At 76.6% G+C, this 20,980-nt stretch carries 16 protein-coding genes; 8 read left to right on the top strand and 8 right to left on the bottom strand.

Annotated elements, in window-relative coordinates; genetic code table 11:
• Nucleotides 1–679, top strand: a 679-nt coding sequence (locus GCU67_RS18015) for an N-acetylneuraminate synthase family protein (protein ID WP_211661644.1), incomplete at its 5' end; no start/stop codon positions are given.
• A 3-nt stretch (nt 680–682) separates the two neighbouring features.
• Here GCU67_RS18015 and GCU67_RS18010 read toward each other — a convergent pair.
• Entirely contained in the window at nt 683–1,810 is a 1,128-nt protein-coding gene (locus GCU67_RS18010; protein WP_211661643.1) for a DegT/DnrJ/EryC1/StrS family aminotransferase, read from the bottom strand.
• A gap of 5 nt (nt 1,811–1,815) precedes the next feature.
• Entirely contained in the window at nt 1,816–2,808 is a 993-nt protein-coding gene (gene pseB, locus GCU67_RS18005) for a UDP-N-acetylglucosamine 4,6-dehydratase (inverting) (protein WP_338105126.1), read from the bottom strand.
• A gap of 103 nt (nt 2,809–2,911) precedes the next feature.
• On the opposite strand from pseB, the gene GCU67_RS18000 reads away from it, so the two are divergent.
• Nucleotides 2,912–3,643, top strand: coding sequence for a cytidylyltransferase domain-containing protein (locus tag GCU67_RS18000; protein WP_163612734.1), 732 nt, complete (start codon nt 2,912–2,914; stop codon nt 3,641–3,643).
• A 2-nt stretch (nt 3,644–3,645) separates the two neighbouring features.
• A complete protein-coding gene (locus GCU67_RS22900; RefSeq protein WP_163612733.1) occupies nt 3,646–5,199 on the top strand; it encodes a GNAT family N-acetyltransferase in 1,554 nt (517 codons plus the stop codon).
• 42 nt (nt 5,200–5,241) lie between these two features.
• On the opposite strand, the gene GCU67_RS17990 is transcribed toward GCU67_RS22900, so the two are convergent.
• From GCU67_RS17990 to GCU67_RS17980, 3 genes are all read right to left on the bottom strand, one after another.
• Nucleotides 5,242–8,202 carry an AAA family ATPase gene (locus GCU67_RS17990; protein ID WP_163612732.1) on the bottom strand — a complete coding sequence of 987 codons (2,961 nt, stop codon included), beginning with the start codon at nt 8,200–8,202 and terminating at the stop codon, nt 5,242–5,244.
• Nucleotides 8,199–9,350, bottom strand: a complete 1,152-nt coding sequence (locus GCU67_RS17985) for an exonuclease SbcCD subunit D (protein WP_163612731.1) — start codon at nt 9,348–9,350, stop codon at nt 8,199–8,201. The genes GCU67_RS17990 and GCU67_RS17985 overlap by 4 nt, the downstream gene beginning before the upstream one ends.
• 68 nt (nt 9,351–9,418) lie before the next feature.
• Nucleotides 9,419–9,994 (bottom strand): PH domain-containing protein, encoded by a 576-nt coding sequence (locus GCU67_RS17980; protein WP_163612730.1) that lies wholly within the window; start codon nt 9,992–9,994, stop codon nt 9,419–9,421.
• A 165-nt stretch (nt 9,995–10,159) separates the two neighbouring features.
• Between GCU67_RS17980 and GCU67_RS17975 the strand changes: the two genes are divergently transcribed.
• Nucleotides 10,160–12,382, top strand: a complete 2,223-nt coding sequence (locus GCU67_RS17975; protein WP_163612729.1) for a hypothetical protein — start codon at nt 10,160–10,162, stop codon at nt 12,380–12,382.
• A 4-nt stretch (nt 12,383–12,386) separates the two neighbouring features.
• Here the strand turns inward: GCU67_RS17975 and GCU67_RS17970 are convergent, their stop codons facing one another.
• Nucleotides 12,387–13,217: a biotin--[acetyl-CoA-carboxylase] ligase gene (locus tag GCU67_RS17970; protein ID WP_163612728.1), complete on the bottom strand. Its 831-nt coding sequence runs from the start codon at nt 13,215–13,217 to the stop codon at nt 12,387–12,389.
• A gap of 20 nt (nt 13,218–13,237) precedes the next feature.
• On the opposite strand from GCU67_RS17970, the gene GCU67_RS17965 reads away from it, so the two are divergent.
• The 3 genes from GCU67_RS17965 to GCU67_RS17955 are packed head-to-tail and all read left to right on the top strand — an operon-like array spanning nt 13,238 to nt 15,656.
• Nucleotides 13,238–14,848 carry a carboxyl transferase domain-containing protein gene (locus GCU67_RS17965; RefSeq protein WP_163612727.1) on the top strand — a complete coding sequence of 537 codons (1,611 nt, stop codon included), beginning with the start codon at nt 13,238–13,240 and terminating at the stop codon, nt 14,846–14,848.
• Nucleotides 14,845–15,057: an acyl-CoA carboxylase epsilon subunit gene (locus GCU67_RS17960; protein WP_163612726.1), complete on the top strand. Its 213-nt coding sequence runs from the start codon at nt 14,845–14,847 to the stop codon at nt 15,055–15,057. Before GCU67_RS17965 ends, GCU67_RS17960 begins: the two co-directional genes overlap by 4 nt.
• The gene (locus GCU67_RS17955; protein ID WP_163612725.1) at nt 15,054–15,656 is read left to right on the top strand and encodes a Maf family protein; all 603 of its coding nucleotides are present in this window, start codon (nt 15,054–15,056) and stop codon (nt 15,654–15,656) included. Before GCU67_RS17960 ends, GCU67_RS17955 begins: the two co-directional genes overlap by 4 nt.
• A gap of 9 nt (nt 15,657–15,665) precedes the next feature.
• Here GCU67_RS17955 and GCU67_RS17950 read toward each other — a convergent pair whose 3' ends face one another.
• Nucleotides 15,666–16,391: a class I SAM-dependent methyltransferase gene (locus tag GCU67_RS17950; RefSeq protein ID WP_163612724.1), complete on the bottom strand. Its 726-nt coding sequence runs from the start codon at nt 16,389–16,391 to the stop codon at nt 15,666–15,668.
• Nucleotides 16,392–16,549: 158 nt separating this feature from the next.
• Between GCU67_RS17950 and GCU67_RS17945 the strand changes: the two genes are divergently transcribed.
• Nucleotides 16,550–18,307, top strand: coding sequence for an ATP-binding protein (locus GCU67_RS17945; protein WP_163612723.1), 1,758 nt, complete (start codon nt 16,550–16,552; stop codon nt 18,305–18,307).
• Nucleotides 18,308–18,349: 42 nt separating this feature from the next.
• On the opposite strand, the gene GCU67_RS17940 is transcribed toward GCU67_RS17945, so the two are convergent.
• Nucleotides 18,350–20,881 (bottom strand): zinc-dependent metalloprotease family protein, encoded by a 2,532-nt coding sequence (locus tag GCU67_RS17940; protein ID WP_163612722.1) that lies wholly within the window; start codon nt 20,879–20,881, stop codon nt 18,350–18,352.
• Nucleotides 20,882–20,980: the final 99 nt, after the last annotated feature.

Below are 20,980 nucleotides of genomic sequence, written 5' to 3'. Positions count from 1 at the left end.
CAAGATCGCCTCCGCCGAGCTGCTGGACCTGCCGCTGATCCGGCTGGCCGCCTCCACGGGCAAGCCGCTGGTCATCTCCACCGGCATGGCCACCCTCGGGGAGGTCGACGCCGCGCTGTCCGCGGCCCGCGGCGCCGGGTCCGGCCAGGTCGTCCTGCTCAGCTGCACGGCCGCCTACCCCGCCGACCCCGCGCAGAGCCACCTGGCCAACATCGCCGTCCTCCGCGACGCCTTCGGCGTCCCGGTGGGGCTGTCGGACCACACTCCTGGCATCGGCGTGCCGATCGCGGCCGTGGCGCTGGGCGCGGTGGCCGTGGAGAAGCACATCACCCTCAGCCGGGACGGCGGCGGCGTCGACTCCGCCTTCTCCCTGGAGCCGTCCGAGCTGGCCGCGCTGGTGCGCGAGTGCGCCGCCGCCCGGGCCGCCGTGTCACCGGGCCCGGCGTTCGGGGTGCGCCCCGGCGAGGAGGAGACCGCCCGCTTCCGCCGCTCGCTGTGGGTCACCCGCGACGTCGCCGCCGGTGAGGTCGTCGGCCCGGACACCGTGCGGGCGCTGCGCCCGGCCGGCGGCCTGCTGCCGGGCACCCTGGAGCAGGTGACCGGGCGCCCCTTCGCCCGCGCGGTCCGCCGGGGCACCCCGCTGGGCTGGGACCTGCTCGACGCCCCGGTCGGCCCCTGAGGGTCAGCCGGCGAAGTAGGCCCTGACCAGGTCGCAGACCCGGTCGACGTCGTCGTCGGTGAGGCCGACGAACAGCGGCAGCGAGATCTCCTGGCGGTACCAGCGCTCGGCGACCGGGCACTGCCCGCGCTGGTAGCCCAGGTCGGCGAAGACCGGGTGCCAGTAGGCAGGTACGTAGTTGACCTGGACGCCGATGCCGGCGGCCCGCAGGTGCTCGAACAGCGGCCGCCGGGCGTCCTCGGGGACCCGGGCCGGGTACAGGTGCCAGGCGACCTCGGCGTCGGCCGGCCGGGTCGGGGTCCGCACCTCGGCCACCTCGGCCAGCGCCGCGTCGTACCGGGCGCTGATCTCCGCGCGCCGGGCGACGAAGCCGGCCAGCCGCCGGAGCTGGCTGGAGCCCAGCGTGCACAGCACGTCGGGCAGCCGGTAGTTCAGCCCCAGGGAGTGCACCTCCTGGTGCCACGGCCCCTCGTCCGGCCACCGCTGCTCGGCCGGGTCGCGCACCAGCCCGTGGTTGCGGAACCGGGCGGCCGCGCGGTGCAGGTCCGGCGAGGTGCTCACCACCGCACCGCCCTCGGCGGTGGTGAGGTTCTTGGTGGCGAAGAAGCTGAGCGTGGTCAGGTCGGCGAGCGAGCCGACCGGGCGCCCGCGCCAGGTGGTGCCGATGGAGTGCGCGGCGTCCTCGAGCAGCAGCGCGCCGGCCCGGTCGGCCACCGCACGCAGGGCGTCCATGTCCGCCGGCGCCCCGGCGTAGTCGACGCTGGCGACCACGGACGTGCGCTCGGTCAGCGCGGCCTCGGCGGCCGCCGGGTCCAGGCAGCCGGTCGCCTCGTCGACGTCGGCGAAGACGACCTCCGCCCCCAGCAGCGCGGCGGCCGCGGCGGTGGCCACGAAGGTCAGCGGCGGGACGACGACCTGCTGCCCCGGACCGACCCCGGCCGCGGCGTAGGCGGTGTGCAGGGCCGCCGTGCCGGAGGTGACGACGACCGAGGGGTGCCCGCCGGTCCAGGCGGCGAGGTCGGACTCGAACCGCGCCACCGCCGGGCCGGTGCTCAGGAAGGGGTCGGTGAGCGCGGAGGAGACGGCCTCGACGTCGGAGGCGTCGATCTCCTGCCGGGCGTAGGGCAGCACGCCGCTCAGTCCAGGGACTCGACGAGCCGGCGGACACCGTCCACGTCGAGCAGGAGGTCGTTGGTGTCCGACTGGTACGCCTGCCCCTCGGGCACCTGCTCCCCGGCGGGCGGCTCGTACCCCCAGCCGGCGAGGTAGGGGGTGATCACGTACCGGTCGCCGGTGAGCAGCGTCCGGCGCGCGTCGTCGGCGGCGATCATCTCCTCGTGCAGCTTCTCCCCCGGCCGGATGCCCACGTCGACCGTCGCCGCGCCGGGCGCGACGGCCTCGGCCAGGTCGATGAGCCGGCTGCTGGGGATGCGCGGGACGTACAGCTCGCCGCCCACCATGAGGTCCAGTGACTCCACGACGAAGTCCACGGCCTGGGGCAGGGTGATCCAGAACCGGGTCATCCGGCGGTCGGTGATCGGCAGCGGCCGGCCCTCGGCGGCCAACCGGCGGAAGAAGGGGATGACGCTGCCCCGGCTGCCCAGCACGTTGCCGTAGCGCACCACGGCGAACCGGGTCGGCTGGTGGGCCGCGTAGTGGTTGGCGGAGATGAACAGCCTGTCGGCCGACAGCTTGGTCGCGCCGTAGAGGTTGATCGGGCTGGACGCCTTGTCCGTCGACAGCGCGACGACCTTCTGCACCCCGCAGTCGATGGCGGCCTCGACCACGTTCTCCGAGCCGTTGACGTTGGTGCGGATGTACTCGACCGGGTTGTACTCGGCGGTGTCGACCTGCTTGAGCGCCGCGGCGTGGACCACGACGTCGACCCCGTGCATGGCGCGGCGCAGCCGGTCGCGGTCCCGGATGTCACCGATGAACCAGCGCAGCCGGTCCTCGCCGGGGAAGTCACCGCGCATGTCGTGCTGCTTGAGCTCGTCGCGGCTGAAGACGACGACGCGGCGGGCACCCTCCTCCAGCGCGCGGCGCACGAAGGCCTTGCCGAACGAGCCGGTGCCGCCGGTGACGAAGACCGAGGCCCCCTCGAGAGAAGTCCGACCGCTCAGCTCCACCAGGTGTTCCCCCTACCGCGTTCGGTGACCCCGTGCCCGGATCGTGTCACAGCGTGCTGCAGCGGGCTCCGCCGCGGTCGGCGCCGTGGGGCAGGATGAGCGGGTGCGGGTCGCAGCTGTCGTCCAGGCCCGGATGGGCTCCACCCGGATGCCCGGGAAGGTGCTGCGGCCGCTCGCCGGCCGTCCGGTGCTCTCCTGGGTGCTCCGCGCGGTCGCCGAGAGCGGCTGCGCCGACGAGGTGGTGGTGGCCACCAGCACCCTCCCCGAGGACGACGCGGTGGCCGAGCTGGCCACGATCGAGGGCGTGGCCGTGGTGCGCGGCCCGGTCGACGACGTGCTGGACCGCTTCCTGCTGGCCCTCGACGCCCACCCCGCCGACGCCGTGGTGCGGCTGACCGCCGACTGCCCGCTGCTCGACCCGGCGCTGCTGCGCTCCGTCGTGGGCGCGTGGCGGGCCGCGCCGGACCAGCACGACTACGTGGCGACCACGCTGCAGCGCACCCTCCCCCGCGGGCTGGACGTCGAGCTGGTCACCGCGGCCGCGCTGCGGACGGCCGGGCGCCTGGCCCGCGACCACGACCGCTCGCACGTCACCTCCTACGTGTGGTCCCACCCGGCGGACTTCCGGCTGCTCGGGCTGGTGGTCGCCCCGGCCGCGCAGGACCTGCGGGTCACCCTCGACACCGCCGAGGACGCCGCGCTGCTCGACGCCGTGGTCGCCGAGCTGGGCGACCGGGCGCCGGGGTGGCGTGAGCTGGTGGCGCTGCTGCGCTCCCGCCCGGAGCTCATCGCGCTGAACGCGGCGGTGCAGCAGAAGGCGCTGGAGGAGGGCTGACCGTGACCGCTCCGGGCACGGCGCCCCTCGTGCTGCTGCGGTGCGACGCGGTGCCCGCCGGCGGGGTCGGTCACCTGGTGCGCTGCCTGGCGGTCGCCGAGGCGGCCCGCGCGGCGGGCTGGCGGTGCGTGCTGGTCGGTGAGGTGACCGCGCCGCTGGCCCGGGAGATGGTCGGGCACGCGGGCGTCCTGGTGCACCCGGCCGGCCCGGGCCCGCTCGACGCGCTCGCCCGGCAGCTGGGTGCCGCGGCGGTGCACGTCGACTCCTACGACCAGCTCGACTGTGCCGTCGGGGACCCGGCCGAGCTGCTGGTCAGCGCCGTGCAGGACGGCCGGTACGGACGCCGCGACGCCCACGTCGTGCTCGACGCCTCCGCCGCCGGGCACGTGACCGCCGCGGTGGTGTCGTCGGCGCGGGTCCGGCTGACCGGGCCTCGCCAGGCGATGGTGCGTGCGCAGGTCCGCACCGCTGCGCAGACCCGCACCGGACGCACGCCCGCGGCCCGGGTGCTGGTCGTGGCCGGCGGCACGGATGCCACCGGGGTCGCGCCCCGGCTGGCGGCCCTGGCGCTGGCGGCCACCGACGGGCTGCGGGTCGGCGGCGTCCCGGTGGAGGTGCTGTCCCTCGACCCGGCCGCCGGGGAGGAGCCGTCCACCGATGGGCGGCTGGTGCGCCGGCGCCCGGCGGCCGACCTGGTGGAGCTGGCCGCCGACGCGCTGCTCGTGATCACCGCGAGCGGCACGACCACCGCCGAGCTGGCCGTCCTCGGGGTGCCGATGGCCGTGGTGCAGGTCGTGCCCAACCAGGCCGAGACCCACGACCGGCTGGTCACCGCGGGCGCGGCGCTGGGTCTGGGGGCGGCCGAGGAGCTGGCCGACGACGGCGCCCGGGCGCTGCGGGAACTGCTGGACGACCCGGACCGGCTGGCCGCGCTGACCGCCGCCGCCGCCGACCAGGTCGACGGTGCGGGTGCCGCCCGGCTGGTGGCCGCGTGGAGTGCGGTGGCGGCGGGGTCGAGCGCGCCGGAGCAACGCGGCTGGGAGGTGGCACCCGCGACGGCCGCCGACAGCGACCTGCTGCTGTCCTGGCGGAACGACCCGGAGACCCGGCGCCGTTCGCTGAACCCGGCGGAGGTCTCGCCCGCCGAGCACGGGGCGTGGTTCGACCGGGTGCTCGCCGACCCGGACCGCGAGCTGCTGCTGGTGCGGCACGACGGGGACCCGGTGGGCACCGTGCGGTTCGACCGGGACACCGGCACCGACCGGGAGGTGTCGATCACCCTCGCCCCGCAGCAGCGGGGCCGGGGCCGGGCGGCCACGGTGCTGGCCTGCGGCGAGGAGTTCCTGGCCGCCGGGCCGGCGGCCGACTGCCGGGTCACCGCCCGCGTCAAGGTGGACAACGCCGCCTCGGGGGCGCTCTTCCGGCGGGCCGGGTACTCCCGCGACGAGGCCGCGTCGGCGGCGGACCCCGGCGTCGACCACTGGGCCAGGACGCTGGACCCCGGACCCGCCGGGTCACTCCGCGCAGGATCGGCCGGCCCCGGCCCGACCCGGTAGGCCGACCCGGGAGGTCGGGTCCAGCCGGGTCGACCCGGGGCGTCAGCTCGCCAGCCGGGAGCCCTCCCGGCCGCTGACGACCTCCAGTCGGCTGGTGATCCGGGTGCGCAGCTCCTCGACGTGGCTGATCACGCCGACGGTGCGCCCGCCGCGGCGGAGCTCGTCGAGCACGGTCATCACCGCGTCCAGCGACTGCGGGTCCAGGGTGCCGAAGCCCTCGTCGACGAAGAGGGTGTCGATCTGCACGCCGCCGCTCTCGGCGGTGACCACGTCGGCCAGGCCGAGCGCCAGGGCGAGGGAGGCCATGAAGCTCTCGCCACCGGAGAGGGTCTTGGTGGGCCGGCGCACGCCGGTGTACTCGTCGAGCACGTCGAGGCCGAGGCCACCGCGGGCACCGTGCCGGCCCTGGGCGTCGCTGTGCAGGAACGTGTAGCGCCCACCGGACATGTCGCGCAGCCGACGGCTCGCCACCTCGGCCACCTGTTCCAGCCGCGCGGCGAGCACGAAGGACTGCAGCCGCATGCGCAGGGTGTTCGCCCCCCGCCCGTTGACCAGGTCGGCGAGCGCGGTCACCTGCTCGGCCGCGGCCCGCCGCTCGTCGAGCTCGACCTCGACGGCGGTCAGGTCGGCGGCCAGCCCGTCGAGCGCGGTGGTGCGCGCCCGCGCCTGGGCCAGCGCGGCGACGGCGTCCTCGCGGGCGGTGGTGGCCGTGCGGCAGGTGGCGGTGATCGCCTCGACGTCGGGCCGCGGGGCGAGGTCGGCCAGCTCGGGCTCGGCCAGGGTGGCGTTGACGACCTGCCACTGCTGGTCGTGCCCGGCCACCCGGGCGCCGATCGTGGCGGCGCGCCCACGGTCGAGCAGGGCGTCGGCGGCGGCCAGCAGGTCGGGGAAGCCGGCCTCGACCACCCGCTCCCGGGCCAGCCGCTGCGCGGCGTCGGCCACGGCGCGGGACCGCAGCTCGGCGCCCTCGGCGTCGACGAGCGCCTCGCAGCACTCGGCCTCGCCGGTCAGGCGCCGGATCCGCTCGGCGAGGCCGGCGTCCTCGCCCCGGGCCGCGGTGAGCCGCTGCTCGACGTCGGCGAGCTGGTCCCGGGTGGCGGCGAGCTCGGCGCGGGCCAGGGCCAGCTCCTCGCGGGTGGCAGCCCGGGCGGTCACCGCGGCGTCCCGTTCGGCGACGAATGCGGCGAGTGCCCGGCGGGCGCCGTCGAGTGCGCCGGCCCGGTCGCGGACCACCCGCTCCTCCGCCGCCGCCGCGGCCAGCGCCGCCTCCTGCTCGGCGAGCGGCGTGCTGCCGGCCCGGGCGCGCAGCGCGGCCAGCTCGCGCTCGGTCTGCTCGGCCTGCTGCTGGACGGCCCGGTGCGCTGCCTCGAGCCGGTCGGTGGTGGCGCGGGCGGCGTCCTCGTCGGCCTGGGTGACGACGGGGCCGGTGTGCACGGCCAGCCGGGGGTGCTCGTGGGCGCCGCACACCGGGCAGTCGGCGCCGTCGGCGAGGCCGGCGGCCAGCTCGGCCGCCATGCCCTCCAGCCGCTGGGCCCGCAGGTCGGTCCAGCGCTCGCGGGCGTCCAACCAGGTCTCCCGGGCGGCGGTGGCCCGGTCGTGCTGCTCCTGCGACCGGGCGGTGAGGGAGAGCACCGCGGCGGCGGCCCGCACCGCTGCCCGGCCGCGCTCCAGGGCCTCGGTCAGCCCCGGCAGCCGCGCGGCGGCCTCGGCGGCAGCCTCGACCACCTGCTCCTGGGCGGCCACCCGGGCCGGCCAGGCCTCGGCCGCGGCGTCGTCGGCGGTGCTGCGGCGCTCCAGGTCCTCGACCCGGCGGACGCCGCGGCCGACCGCGGTGGTGAGCGCGGCGGCCCGGTCGACCTCCGGCAGCAGGGCCCGCAGGGAGGCTGCCTCGTCCCGCAGCGCGCGGGCCAGCGCGGTGTCGGCGGGCCGACCGGCCGCGACGGCGGCCCAGGACCGCCGCGCCCCGGCCAGCTGCCCGGCGGCGTGCTCGGCGTCCAGTGCGACGCGCCCGGCGGCCTCCAGCACGTCGCGGACCGGTTCGGCCCGGGTGCCGGCGTCCAGCAGGTCGCGCAGCGGCTCGAGCTCGTCGGCCTCGGCGGCCAGCCGGGCCCGCTCGGCCCGCGCGCGGTCGCGGCGGACGTGCCGGTCGACCTCGGCCCGGGCCGCGGCCAGCACGGCGTCGACCCGGACCACCTCGGCCGCCGCCTCCGCGGCCGCCCGCTCCTGCGCGCGCAGGTGCTCGGCGGCCCCGGCCCGCACCCGGTGCACCCAGGTACCTGCACGTGCGGACGAGGGGGCGCCCACGAGGTCGGGTGCCAGCTCCTCGGGCACCGCGACGTCGGCGACCTGGGCGACGCGGGCCAGCAACGTGCCGGCCTGCCCCGCGACCGCCCGCAGCTCGCCCTCGGCGGCGCGGCGCTGCTCGTCGAGCCACCCCTCGACCTGGCCGAACCGGCTCACGTCGAACAGGGTCTGGAGCAGCTTGCCGCGCTCCTCGGGCTCGGCCCGCAGGAACCGGGCAAAGTCGCCCTGGGGCAGCAGCACGACCTGGCAGAACTGCTCGGCCGAGAGCCCCAGCCGGGTGCGCAGGTGCTCGGAGCCCTCGTCGATACGGGTGCTCACCGGCTCCCAGCCGGCACCGGTCCACCGCTGGACGGTGAGCCTCGCCTGCTCCTTGGTGACGCCGGTGCCCTTGAGCTTGGGGCGCTGCTGCTCGGGACGGCGGACCACCAGCAGGCGCTCCCCGCCCAGGGTGACCTCGCACTGGACCTCGGTGCGCACGCCGGGGCCGGCGTGGTCGCTGCGCAGCCGGCGCTCCTGCCCGCGGGCCCCGGGGACGGTTCCGTAGAGGGCGTAGACGACCGCGTCGAGCAGGGTGGTCTTGCCCGCGCCGGTGGGGCCCCAGAGCAGGAACAGCCCGTCGCGGCCGACCTCGTCGAGGTCGACGGCGACCGTGTCGGCGAACGGGCCGAACGCGGTCAGCTCCAGCCGGTGCACCCTCACAGCGCCGCCTCGGCGCGCGCCGCGGCGGCGAGCGCCCGACCCAGCAGCTCCCGCTCGACGGCGCTGGCCTCGACCCCGCCGCGGACGTGGGTGACGAACTCCCCGGCGACCTCGAGGTCGCTGCGGCCGGAGAGCCGCTCGGTGTAGGAGCGGGTGTCGGTGCCCGGGCCCGAACCGGTCCACTCCAGGTGGACGCAGTGCGGGAACCGGCCCTGCAGCTGGCGCATCGGGTCGACCGGGCGGACCGGGTCGCTGAGCTGCACGGAGACGAAGTGCTCCTCGACCGGAGCGAGGGCCGGGTCGGCGAGCAGCTCGGGCAGCTCGCCGCGCAGCACGGTGAGCCGGCGCGGCGTCGGCAGCGGCACGGCCCGCACCCCGGCCAGGCCACCGGCGTCGAGGTCGACGAGCCAGGCCTGCTTCTGCTGCCCGGCCTCGCCGAAGGAGTAGGCCAGCGGCGAGCCGCTGTAGCGCACCCGGTCGCTGAGGGACTGCGGGCGGTGCAGGTGGCCCAGGGCGACGTAGTCGACGCCGTCGAAGACCCCGGCCGGCACCAGGTCCACCCCGCCGACGGCGATGTCGCGCTCGCTCTCACTCGGCTGGCCGCCCCCCACGAAGGCGTGCGCCAGCACGACCGACCGCGCGCCCGGCCGCCGGGACAGGTCGGCCCGGACCCGCGTCATCGCCGCGGCGAGCACCGCCTCGTGGCTGCGGGCCTCGGGCAGGCCCAGCTCGTGGCGGGCGATCTCCGGCTCCAGGTAGGGCAGCCCGTAGACGGCCACCTCCCCGTGCTCGTCGGTGAACAGCACCGGCTCGTCGAGCCGCGGGGTGTCGGCGCGGACGTGCAGCCCACCGGCGGCGAGCACCTCCGACAGGGTGCCGAGCCGGCGGGCGGAGTCGTGGTTGCCCGGGGTCAGCACGACCTGCGCGCCGGCCCGGAGGAGGCGGTTGACGACCCGGCTGAACACGCCGGTCGCGTCGGCGGAGGGCACCGCGCGGTCGTAGACGTCCCCGGCGACCAGGACCACGTCGACCCCCTCGGCGGCCACCACGTCGGCGAGGGCACCGAGCACCGCCTCCTGCTCGGCGAGGAGGTCGGTGCCGTGCAGGGAACGGCCGACGTGCCAGTCGGAGGTGTGCAGCAGCCGCATGCCCCGCACGGTAGGTCGCCCCTCCGACAGGACCGGACGCGGCCCGCCGTCCGTCGCCGGGTCCGGGCTCAGAACCGCTCGGTGGGGTGCTGCCCGTCGTAGGCTTCCCAGGGCTGGTGGCCGGCGGCCGGGGACCCGCCGCGGGCGGCCCGCCGGTCGGCGTCCTCCTCGACCAGCTGGTTGAGCAACTGCTGCACGCCCTCGCTGTCGGGGATCGCGGAGAACACCGTGGCCCCGCCCTCCCCCGCGGTCTCGATCGAGACCGTGCCGGAGTTCACGACCCGGTCCCACAGGCTCTGCCGGAAGGAGACGTCGGTGATCCGGGACAGCCCGATGTCCCGGCCGTGCCGGGCCAGCACCCCGGTGCGGAACAGCAGCCGGTGGGTGGTGAGCACGTAGTGCGTCGTCCGCCAGCGCAGCAGCGGGACGGCGACGAACACCAGGGCGAGGACCAGCGCGGCCGCGACCAGGACCAGCCGCCACGTCCCCTGGTCCGCCCCCGCCGGCACCAGCGCGGCACCGAAGGACGTCGCCCCGACCAGCACGAGGAAGAGCACGACGGGCCGCAGGACGGTCAGCCAGTGCGGGTGCAGGTGGCGGACGACCTCTTCGTCCTCGCCGAGGACCTTGTCGGGGTACGGCACCCCCTGAGGATGCCCGAGCACCGGCCCGATCGAGGGCACCCCCGCCGTGGTGACCGTGTCCCTCCCCTCACCCGCGCGGCACCGTGCCTAGCATCGCCGAGGGGCCCGGGGCCGGCGCGGCCCCGCCCGCCACCGGTGACCGCGCCCAGCGCAGGGAGGAGGCCCGTGGACGTCGACCGCCGCGACGACCGGGTCGGCCGGGAGCGCACCGGCCGGCCGGTCGGGGGCGCGGGCGTGACGGCCGTCCACCCGGCGCCCGGTCCCGTCCCCGGTCTGCTCGCCGTCCTCGCCGCAGGCGTGGGCCTGGCCGCGCTGCTGTGGGTGCTCGCCGGCGTCGTGGGCCCGGGTCTCACGGTCCGCTCCGTGCTCGCCGTCGCCGGGCTCACCGCGCTGCACTGCGGTCTCGTGGCCCTCGCGCTGCCGCGGGCCGGCGCTGCCGTGCGCCTGCTCGTCGGCGCGGTCGTCGGCCTGGCCGTCGCCGGGACCGCGGTGTGGCTGTCCGGCGTCGCCGGCTGGGCGGGCCTGCGGTGGGTGGTCGTCGCGGCGCCGGCCCTGGCCTGGCTGCTGCCCGCTGCCCGCACCGGCTGGCGGTCCCCGGCGGAGGACCGGTGGGCGCGGCTCACCCGCCACGCGCCGGCGCTGTGGGGCCTGGCCGGCGCGTGGCTGCTCGCCGCGCCGGTGCTGGCCGACCGGATCGGCCCGTCGGCGGGGGCCGGCCCGTTCCGCGTCTACTACGTCGACGTCACCTGGCACATCGCGCTCACCGCCGAGGCCATGGCCCGGGCACCCGAGGTCTACCCGTGGATCCCCGACGTCCCGATCGGCTACTCGTGGCTGTTCTTCGGCACGCTCGGGCTGCTGGGCAACGCGACCGGCGCGACGGCCGCGCAGCTCGTGCTGGCGGTCGGGCCGGCGCTGATGGCGGTCCTGGTGCCGGTGGCGCTGGCCGGCTGCGCGTGGGTGGTGAGCCGCAACCGGCTGGCCGCCGCGCTGGCCCCGGTGCTGTTCGCGGTCATGCGCGGCCCGGTCCTGGCCACCGTCGAGCAGGTGCAGCAGACGCCGGGCTGGGTGCTGATCAACCGCGACTCCACCAACGCCCTGGTGCTGGCGGTCGTCGTCGTCCTCGTGCTGCAGGTGCGCACCCCACGCGGACCCCGGGGTGCCCGGGCGGCGTCGGTCCTGCTGCTGTTCCTGCTGACCTTCGCCGCGGCCGGCGGCCGTGGCGGGGCGGTGCTGCCGGTCCTGGGCGCCGTGGGCCTGACCTGGCTGGCCTGGCTGCGCGACCGGGACCGCCGCCTGCTGCTCACCTGGTCGTCGGTCGCCGTCGTGGTCGCGGTCGTGGGCGCCACGCTGGGGGTGACCCGGTCCTCGGGGAGCTTCCGGGTCGAGCCGCTGAGCTTCCTGCCGGCCGGTGCCACCGTGGGCCACGACGGCCCGCTGCTGCAGCTGGCCTCCGTCGCGGTGATGGTGGCGATGACCAGCGCCCTGCTGCTGCTCCACCGGTGGACGCCGCAGGCAGCCGCGGGCCAGCCGGCGCTGGTGGGCGGCGCGCTCGCCGGGGTCCTGGGGCTGGCCGTCTTCGGGCACCCGTCGTTCTCCCAGCTCTACTTCTTCCACGCCTGCTGGCCGCTGCTGGTCGTGGGCCTGGCGGTGCTGCTGGCCGGGGCGGTGCGTGCTCTGGGACCGCTGGTGCTGGTACCCGTGGCGGCCGCCGTCGTGGCCACACAGCTGGTGTCCCGGCCGCCGGCGGCCCTGTCCGCCACCTCCGGGCCGGTCCGCCTCGCCCTCGCCGCGGCCCTGGTCCTCGCCGGGCTGGTCGTCGTCGGCCTGGCCGTGGCCCGGCGCCGCGGTGGGCTGTGGCCGGTCGTGTGGGCGCTGCCGGTCCTGGTGCTGGCCCTGCAGCCCTGGGCGCTGCCGGAGGTGCTGCACGCCTCGGTCACCGTCGAGGCCGTCCCGAGCGACGCGACGGTCAGCGACGGCCAGCTGGCGGTGATGGCCGAGCTGCGTGAGCGGTCGGACCCCGAGGACCTGGTCGTCACCAACAAGCACTGCCTGCGCGGCGACGTCGGCGACTGCGACGCGCGGTGGTTCACCGTCGCCGCCTTCTCCGAGCGGCGGGTGCTGGTCGAGGGGTGGTCCTACGACTACACCTGGACGTCGTCGGGGAACGACACCGCCGACTACGACGACCCGGAGCTGCTGGCCGCCAACGACGCGCTGATCGCGGCCCCGTCGGCCGCCGGCTGCGCCCGGATGCGGGCCGAGGGCGTGCGCTGGGTCTACGTCGACGAGCGGGAGGCGTGGAGCCCGGCGCTGGCCGACGTCGCCGACCTCGTGGCCTCAGCCGACGACGCGGCCCTCTACCGCCTGCACGACGACTGCGGCTGACCGCTCAGCTGCGGGGACGGACGTGCCGCACGTCGCCCGACGCCAGCTCGACGACGCCGCCGTCGGTGCGCACCACGAGCCGGCCGTCCCAGTCGACGGCCTCGGCGACGCCGTCGAGGGTCGAGCCGTCGGGCAGGGTCACGGTGACCGTCGTGCCCACGGTGGAGCACCAGGCCAGGTAGTCGCGGGCCAGCCCCGACACCACCGGGTCACCGAGCACCTCGACCCAGCGGGTGTACCGGGTCTCGAACGCCCGCAGCCAGGCCAGCAGCAGCGCGGCCCGGTCGACCGGGGCGCCGGTGGCCAGCTCCAGCGACGTGCCGGTGTCGGGCAGCTCGTCGGCGCGGGTGGAGACGTTGACCCCGGCCCCGATGACCACCGCCTGCCCCGAGCCCTCGGCGAGGATGCCGGCCAGCTTCGACCCGTCGGCGGCGAGCAGGTCGTTGGGCCACTTCAGCGACGTGCGGACGCCGGCCACCCCGGCCACCGCCTCGGCCAGCGCGACCCCGGTGAGCAGCGACAGCCAGGCCCGCCGGGCCGCCGGGACGTCGGGGCGCACCAGCACCGAGACGGTGAGCCCGGCCCGCGGCGGGGAGGTCCAGCTGCGGTCGAGCCGGCCGCGGCCGGTGACCTGGTGCTCGGCGACCAGCACCAGCCCGGCCGGCTCCCCGGCGGCGGCGCGGGCGGCCAGCTCGGCGTTGGTGGAGCCGATCTCCTCGACGACCTCGACCGACCGCCACAGCGCGCTGGACCCGGCGACCGCGGCGGTCAGCGCGGCGGCGTCCAGCGCCGGCCGGTCGGGGTGAGGAGCTGCGGGGGAGGCGGCGTCGGGCACGTCACCTACGCTACGGCGCTGTGAGTGCCGCTGAACCGGAGAACACAGCTCCTGACCCGCACACCACCGCCGGGAAGCTGGCCGAGTACGAGCGGCGGGTGGAGGCGGCGACGCACGCCGGCTCCGAACGTGCCGTGGAGAAGCAGCACGCCGCGGGCAAGATGACCGCCCGCGAGCGGATCGAGGCGCTGCTGGACCCAGGCTCGTTCACCGAGCTCGACGAGTTCGCCCGGCACCGCTCCACGAACTTCGGCATGGAGGCCCGCCGCCCGTACGGCGACGGCGTGGTCAGCGGCTACGGCACGGTCGACGGTCGCCAGGTCTGCGTCTTCTCCCAGGACGTCACCGTCTTCGGCGGCAGCCTCGGCGAGGTGTACGGCGAGAAGATCGTCAAGGTGCTGGACCTCGCGGTGCGCACCGGGTGCCCGGTCATCGGCATCAACGAGGGCGGCGGCGCGCGCATCCAGGAGGGCGTGGTCAGCCTCGGCCTCTACGCGGAGATCTTCCGGCGCAACGTGCACGCCTCCGGCGTCGTCCCGCAGATCTCCCTGGTCCTGGGTGCCGCGGCCGGCGGGCACGTCTACTCCCCCGCGCTCACCGACTTCATCGTGATGGTCGACAAGACCAGCCAGATGTTCATCACCGGCCCCGACGTGGTGAAGACCGTCACCGGCGAGGACGTGACGCTGGAGGAGCTGGGCGGGGCACGCACCCACAACACCCGCTCCGGGGTCGCCCACTACCTGGCCGAGGACGAGACCGACGCGCTGGACTACGTGAAGGCCCTGCTGGCCCACCTGCCCAGCAACAACCTCGACCCGCTGCCGGTGGTCGAGGTCGCCCCGGTCGACGTCGCGCTGCCCGAGGCCCTCACCGAGGCCGACCGGGAGCTCGACACCTTCATCCCCGACTCCCCCAACACCCCCTACGACATGCACACCGTGCTCACCCACGTCCTGGACGACGAGGAGTTCCTCGAGGTGCAGGCGCTGTGGGCGCCCAACATCCTGGTCGGCTTCGGCCGGGTCGAGGGCCGCCCGGTGGGCGTGGTGGCCAACCAGCCCACCCAGCTGGCCGGCACCCTGGACATCGACGCCAGCGAGAAGGCCGCCCGCTTCGTGCGCACCTGCGACGCCTTCAACATCCCGGTCCTGACCTTCGTCGACGTCCCCGGCTTCCTGCCCGGGACGTCGCAGGAGTGGGACGGGATCATCCGGCGCGGGGCCAAGCTGCTCTACGCCTACGCCGAGGCCACCGTCCCGCTGATCACCGTGATCACCCGCAAGGCCTACGGCGGCGCCTACGACGTCATGGGCTCCAAGCACCTGGGCGCCGACGTGAACCTGGCCTGGCCGACCGCGCAGATCGCCGTCATGGGCGCGCAGGGTGCGGTCGGCCTGCTGTACCGCCGTGAGCTGGCCGCCGCCGAGGACCCCGAGGGCCTGCGCGCCGAGCTGGTCACCGAGTACGAGGACACCCTGGCCAACCCCTGGGTCGCCGCCGACCGCGGGTACGTCGACGCGGTCATCCCGCCCTCGCACACCCGCGTCCACGTCGTCCGGGCGCTGCGGCTGCTGGCGAACAAGCGCCAGACGCTGCCGCCCAAGAAGCACGGGAACATCCCGCTGTGACCGGCGTCCCGATACTGCAGGTCGTGAAGGGCGAGCCGACCGCGGAGGAGCTGGCCGCGCTCACCGTCGTGGTCTCCGCCCTGTCCCAGCGCCGTCCCGCGCGCCGTCCTCCGCTGCCGGTCGGGGGCTGGTCGGCGCGGGCCGGCCTGCTGCGCCGTCCGCTGCAGGTCGGCCCCGGTGGCTGGCGTGCGGCCGGGGGCCCGGCATGAGCCGGCGTCTGGTGCTGGCGTCCCAGTCCCCGGCCCGGCTGGCGCTGCTGCGCCAGGCGGGGCTCGCACCCGAGGTCGTCGTCAGCGGCGTGGACGAGTCGGCGGTCACCGCGCCGCGGGTGCCGGAGCTGGTGGCGCTGCTGGCCACCGCCAAGGCCCGCGCCGTCGCCGAGCAGACCGACGACGCGCTGGTCCTGGGGGCGGACTCGCTGCTGGAGTTCCGCGGCGAGCCGCTGGGCAAGCCGGCCGACGCCGCCGAGGCACGCCTGCGCTGGCTGCGGATGGGCGGCCGCTGCGGCACGCTGCACACCGGCCAGGCCGTCCTCGACGTCCGCGACGGGGGCATCGCCGCCCGGGACGTCGCGGTCTCCTCCACCGTCGTGCACTTCGCCACCCCCACGCCCGAGGAGCTGGAGGCCTACCTGGGCTCCGGCGAGCCGCTGCACGTCGCGGGCGCCTTCACCCTCGACGGGCTGGGCGCACCGTTCGTCCGCCGGGTCGAGGGTGACCCGTCCGGCGTCGTCGGGCTGTCGCTCCCGCTGCTGCGCACGCAGCTCGCGCGGCTGGGAGTCCGGCTCACCGACCTCTGGGTGCGCTGAGGCCGCAGCTCAGGGACGCACGAGGTCGTGGACGATCGCCCCCGCGAGGAACGGACGGTGCTCCCAGCGCCGCTCCAGGCGCGCGGCCCAGCCGGGGACCCGGGCCACGCCGCTGGGGTAGGTGAACAGCCGCCGCCGCCGGACGAGCGCCCAGCCGCGGGACCGGGCGCGCCGCAGGAAGTCACGGGCCGGGAAGGTGCGCTCCCCCTCGGTCAGCACGTGGTAGGCCAGCACGTAGGGGTGCAGCCGGTCGGGCTCCATGGCCACCCAGCGGCCGCTGCGCCTCGTGGCGGTGAAGACCTCGTCCACGACCCGGTCGAGGTCCTGGACGTGGTGCAGGGCGTCGACGCTGATGACCAGGCCGGCCGACCCCGGCGGGACGACCGTGCCCAGCACCTCCCCCGTCGCCGCCTCGAACCGGACGTTGGACAGCCCCAGCGCCGCCGCCTCCCGCCGGGCGAAGTCGACGTAGTTGGCCAGCGGCTCGACGCCGAGGAAGGACCGGTCGGGGTGGGCGGCCGCCAGCTGGCGCAGCAGCGTGCCGGTGCCGCAGCCCAGCTCGACCACCGGTCCGGGGGTGCGGTGGACCGCCATGCTGAAGAACGCCACCCGCCGCCGCGCCATGTGCCCGGCGGCCCGCAGGTCGTCGTACTGCTCGGGGTCGTCGTCGAAGCTGCCGTTGAGGGCACGCCCCTGGGCCACCTGCGCAGCGAGCATGTCCCCGTCGACGGCCATGGGCAGAACCTAGGGCAGAACGGGCCGATCGACTCACTGGCGGCGCGCGTCGCGGCGACCGGCGTCACACCGGCCCGCCGCGGGTGGCGCCGCCCACCGCACCGACCCACCGCCCCGGCTGACTACAGTCCGATGGTCGTCGTCGAGGGAGTGCGAACGTGCAGAAGGTCCTGATCGCCAACCGCGGTGAGATCGCGGTACGGGTGGCGCGTGCGTGCCGGGACGCCGGGCTGACCAGCATCGCGGTGTACGCCGAGCCCGACCGCGACGCCCTGCACGTGCGCAGCGCCGATGAGGCCTTCGCCCTCGGTGGCACCACGCCGGGCGACTCCTACCTGGTCATCGACAAGATCCTGGACGCCGCCCGCCGGTCCGGCGCGGACGCGGTGCACCCCGGGTACGGGTTCCTGTCCGAGAACGCCGACTTCGCCCAGGCGGTCATCGACGCCGGGCTGACCTGGATCGGGCCGTCCCCGCAGGCGATCGTCGACCTCGGCGACAAGGTCGCCGCGCGGCACATCGCGATGCGCGCCGGCGCCCCGCTGGTGCCCGGCACCAAGGACCCGGTGGCGAACGCCGAGGAGGTCGTCGCCTTCGCGCAGGAGCACGGGCTGCCGGTGGCGATCAAGGCCGCGTTCGGCGGCGGCGGCCGCGGCCTCAAGGTCGCCCGCACCATGGAGGAGATCCCCGAGCTGTTCGACTCCGCCGTCCGCGAGGCGGTCTCCGCCTTCGGCCGCGGCGAGTGCTTCGTCGAGCGGTTCCTGGACGAACCCCGCCACGTCGAGGCCCAGGTGCTCGCCGACACCCACGGCACCGTGATCGTCGTCGGCACCCGGGACTGCTCGCTGCAGCGGCGCAACCAGAAGCTGGTCGAGGAGGCCCCCGCGCCGTTCCTCACCGCCGAGCAGCGCGAGCGCATCCACTCCTCGGCCAAGGCCATCTGCCTGGCCGCCGGTTACGTGGGCGCGGGCACCGTCGAGTACCTGGTCGGCACCGACGGCTCGATCTCCTTCCTGGAGGTCAACACCCGGCTGCAGGTCGAGCACCCGGTGAGTGAGGAGACCTCGGGCATCGACCTGGTGCGCCAGCAGTTCCGGATCGCCGACGGCCTGCCGCTGGAGATCACCGAGGACCCGGTGCCCCGCGGGCACAGCATCGAGTTCCGGATCAACGCCGAGGACGCCGGCCGCAACTTCATGCCCGCCCCCGGCCCGGTCACCCGGCTCGTCGTCCCGCAGGGACCCGGCGTGCGCTGGGACTCCGGCGTCGAGGCCGGCGGTGAGGTGGCCGGCGCGTTCGACTCCATGTTGGCCAAGCTCATCGTCACCGGGGCCACCCGGGCCGAGGCGCTGCAGCGGGCGGCCCGCGCGCTGGACGAGCTGGTCGTGGAGGGCATGCCCACCGTCGTCCCGTTCCACCGGGCCGTGGTGCGCGACGCCGCCTTCACCAGCGAGCCGTTCACCGTGCACACCCGCTGGATCGAGACCGAGTGGGACAACCAGGTCCCCGCCTACTCCGCCGCGCCGGTCGAGGCCGCCGACGCCGAGGGCCGGCAGACCGTCGTGGTCGAGGTCGGTGGCCGCCGGCTCGAGGTGACCCTGCCGGCCGGGCTGGCCGCCGGCGGCGCTCCCGCCGCCGCCGCCGCCGCGAAGGCGCGCCGGCGCAGCGGCGGCTCCGGTGGCGCAGCCGCCTCCGGGGACGCCCTGACCGCGCCGATGCAGGGCACCATCGTGAAGGTCGCCGTCGCCGACGGGGCGACCGTCGCCGCCGGTGACCTCGTCGTCGTCCTGGAGGCGATGAAGATGGAGCAGCCGATCACCGCGCACAAGGCCGGTGTCGTCTCCGGGCTCACCGCCGAGGTCGGCGCCGCCGTCACCAGCGGCGCCGTCCTCTGCAGCATCGCCGACGCCGGCTGATCCCCCGGGCGGGACGGCGTCCGTCGTCCCGCCCGGGTCGGCTCAGAGGACGCGGACGGCCCGGGTGCTCGCCGACCGGAGCAGCGTCCCCCCGTGGAAACGCTGCGAGGTGTCGCCGTTGGACAGCACCACGACCGCGGCGACCGGGTAGCCGAGCTGGCCGTTCTCCCAGCCCAACTGGCCCCAGCGGGTGCGGATGTCACCGTCCACGGGGTGCGCCCCGGTGGTCGGGGACCAGTAGACCGACCCGCCCTGGAACGGCTGGAAGCACCCGCCGTCGCGCAGCCCGCAGACCTGCTCGGCGACCGGGTACCCCAGCGCGCCGTTCTCCCAGCCGGTGCGGGCCCAGCGGTCGGCGACCGGACCGGCCGGCACGAGGCGGGCGCCGGTGGCGTCGGAGCGGTAGACCGCGCCCCGCTGGAACTGCTGGAAGCAGCCACCGTCGCGCAGGCCGCACACCTGCTCGGCCACCGGGTAGCCCAGCGGTCCCCGCTCCCAGCCCGAGGCGCCCCAGCGGTCGCGCAGCGCACCGGTGACCACCGTGGCCGGCGTCCCCGTGCTGACGTAGACCGCGCCGCCCTGGAACTGCTGGAAGCAGCCGCTCGCCGGCAACCCGCAGGCCGAGTCCGACACCGGCCAGCCCAGGGCCCCGTTCTCCCAGCCCGCCCGGGCCCACCGGTCGGCCACCGCGCCGGCCAGCACCACCCGGACACCGGTGGCCGGCGACTGGTACAGCGCGCCCCGTTGGAACTGCTGGAAGCAGCCGCCGTCGCGCAGCCCGCACACCTGCTCTGCGCTCGGGTAGCCCAGCGCGCCGTTCTCCCAGCCCGCGGCGCCCCACCGGTCGCGCACCGCACCAGTCACCACCGTCGCCGGGGTCCCCGCGCTGACGTACACCGACCCGCCCTGGAAGTGCTGGAAGCAGCCGCCGCCGGCCAGCCCGCAGGTGGCGTCCGAGACCGGCCAGCCCAGCGCGCCGTTCTCCCAGCCCGCCCGTGCCCACCGGTCCGCGACCGGCCCGGCCGGCACCACCCGGGCACCCGTCGCCGGCGACCAGTAGATGCTGCCGCGCTCGTAGGTCCGCAGACACCCGCGGTCGCGCAGCCCGCACAGCTCGGCTGCGGTCGCCGCGCCGAGCGGACCCGCTGCCCCGCCGGTGGCGCGGTACGCCAGCTCGACCGGTGACACCTCGACGGCCACCCGGACGACGGCGGCCGCGGCGCCCTGGCGGAGGACGGTCACCCGCACGCCCGCGCTGCCGACCGGCACCGACATGCCCACGGGGAGGGCCGTGGCGCGGTCGTCCCGCCAGCCCGACCGCGGCGAGGGGGTGGCGTCCAGCAGCAGCGACGTGTCGTCACCGTGGCTCCCGACCCGGACGGTCACCCCCGGCTGCAGCCGCGGCCAGTTCACGGTGGCGTCGCCGAGCCAGGCGTCCTGGCCGCTCGCCGTCCGGTACTCCAGCCAGTAGACGTCCCCGCTCACCGGGTCGACGTAGCGGGCCGCGCGGACCCCCGAGCCCGCCGAGACCGGGGCGAGGGCCACCTCGGCCGGCGCGCGGACCTCGGCGACCTCGGCGCCGGGGAGGAGGCCCAGCAGCGCCGCCTGGACCCGGTTGAGGGTGCCGACCGGGCCCCAGGAGACGCCCATGACGTCGTACTGGTCGCCGTAGGAGGCGACCAGGCAGTCGCCGGACTCGACGGCGCCGTCGCACTGGACCGCCGAGGAGTGCCCGAGCCCGAGGTTGTGGCCGAACTCGTGGGCGACCACCGAGGTGGCGGTCGACTGCACGTAGGCCAGTCCGCCGTCGTCCAGCGAGGTGCCCACGGTGCCCAGGCCGTAGGCGCAGCCCGGGGCGCCGGCCGGGACGTACACGAGCAGGTGCCGGCCCGACCCCGGGGTCCAGCCGGCCACCCGGGCCGCCGCGTCCCAGAGCGACCAGGGCGTGCCGCAGCCGGCGTCGGTCGTCGTCCAGTCGTGGCCGGCGACGACGGTGGGGCGCACCGCACCCCCGCTCTGCCGGACCCAGAAGTCGCTGACCGGCCCGTTCACCGCGGCCACCACGTCGGCCAGCGTCGTGCGGTCGGCGGCCCGCTGGCTGCTGCTCCCGGCCGGCTGCAGCATCACCACCGTCACCTGCTGCTGGGCGAGGGCCGCCGGTGCCGCGGCGCCGGGGTCCGCCGGGGCGACCACCGCGGCGGACAGCACGTCTCGCGCCGGCGCGAGACCGGCCTCGGTGACGCCCGCGTCGCGCACCTCCCCGCCCAGGGCGACCCGCAGCGTGGCACCGGCCTCGAGCCCGGTCACGTCGTCGGTGGGCACCCGCACGGCCGCGGTGGCGCCGGTCTGCACCCAGCTCAGCAACCCGCCGTGCGCGTCGCCCCCGTCCGCCCCGTGGTGCTCCTCCGGGCCGGGGTCGGCGTAGCCCTGGACGAGCTCCCCCACGACGGTGCTGCCCGCCGGCCCCCCGGCGGACGCCAGGGGCGGGACGGCGAGGGGCAGGGCCGCGGCGAGCAGGACGGCGGCACCGGACAGGGCGACCCGTCGGGACCGGGGGCGGGGCAGGACGCGCACGACGACTCCTGAGCAGAGGGGACCGTCCTCTGCATCGGCACCGCGCCGCGGATGTGGAGCGCTGCGGCCCGACCGGTCCCCGCCGGCACGTGCACCACC

It is taken from the genome of Modestobacter muralis, from assembly GCF_010682105.1.
Classification (GTDB): Bacteria; Actinomycetota; Actinomycetes; order Mycobacteriales; family Geodermatophilaceae; genus Modestobacter; species Modestobacter muralis.
This window is presented reverse-complemented; position numbering and strand designations above follow the sequence as displayed.

Bases quoted from the DNA above. Each gene is read 5' to 3' on its own strand.
- GCU67_RS17985 (WP_163612731.1), bottom strand. From the start codon at position 9,350: ATGCGGCTGCTGCACACCTCCGACTGGCACGTCGGCCGTTCCCTGCAC.
- GCU67_RS17950 (WP_163612724.1), bottom strand. From the start codon at position 16,391: ATGGCCGTCGACGGGGACATGCTCGCTGCGCAGGTGGCCCAGGGGCGT.
- GCU67_RS17955 (WP_163612725.1), top strand. From the start codon at position 15,054: ATGAGCCGGCGTCTGGTGCTGGCGTCCCAGTCCCCGGCCCGGCTGGCG.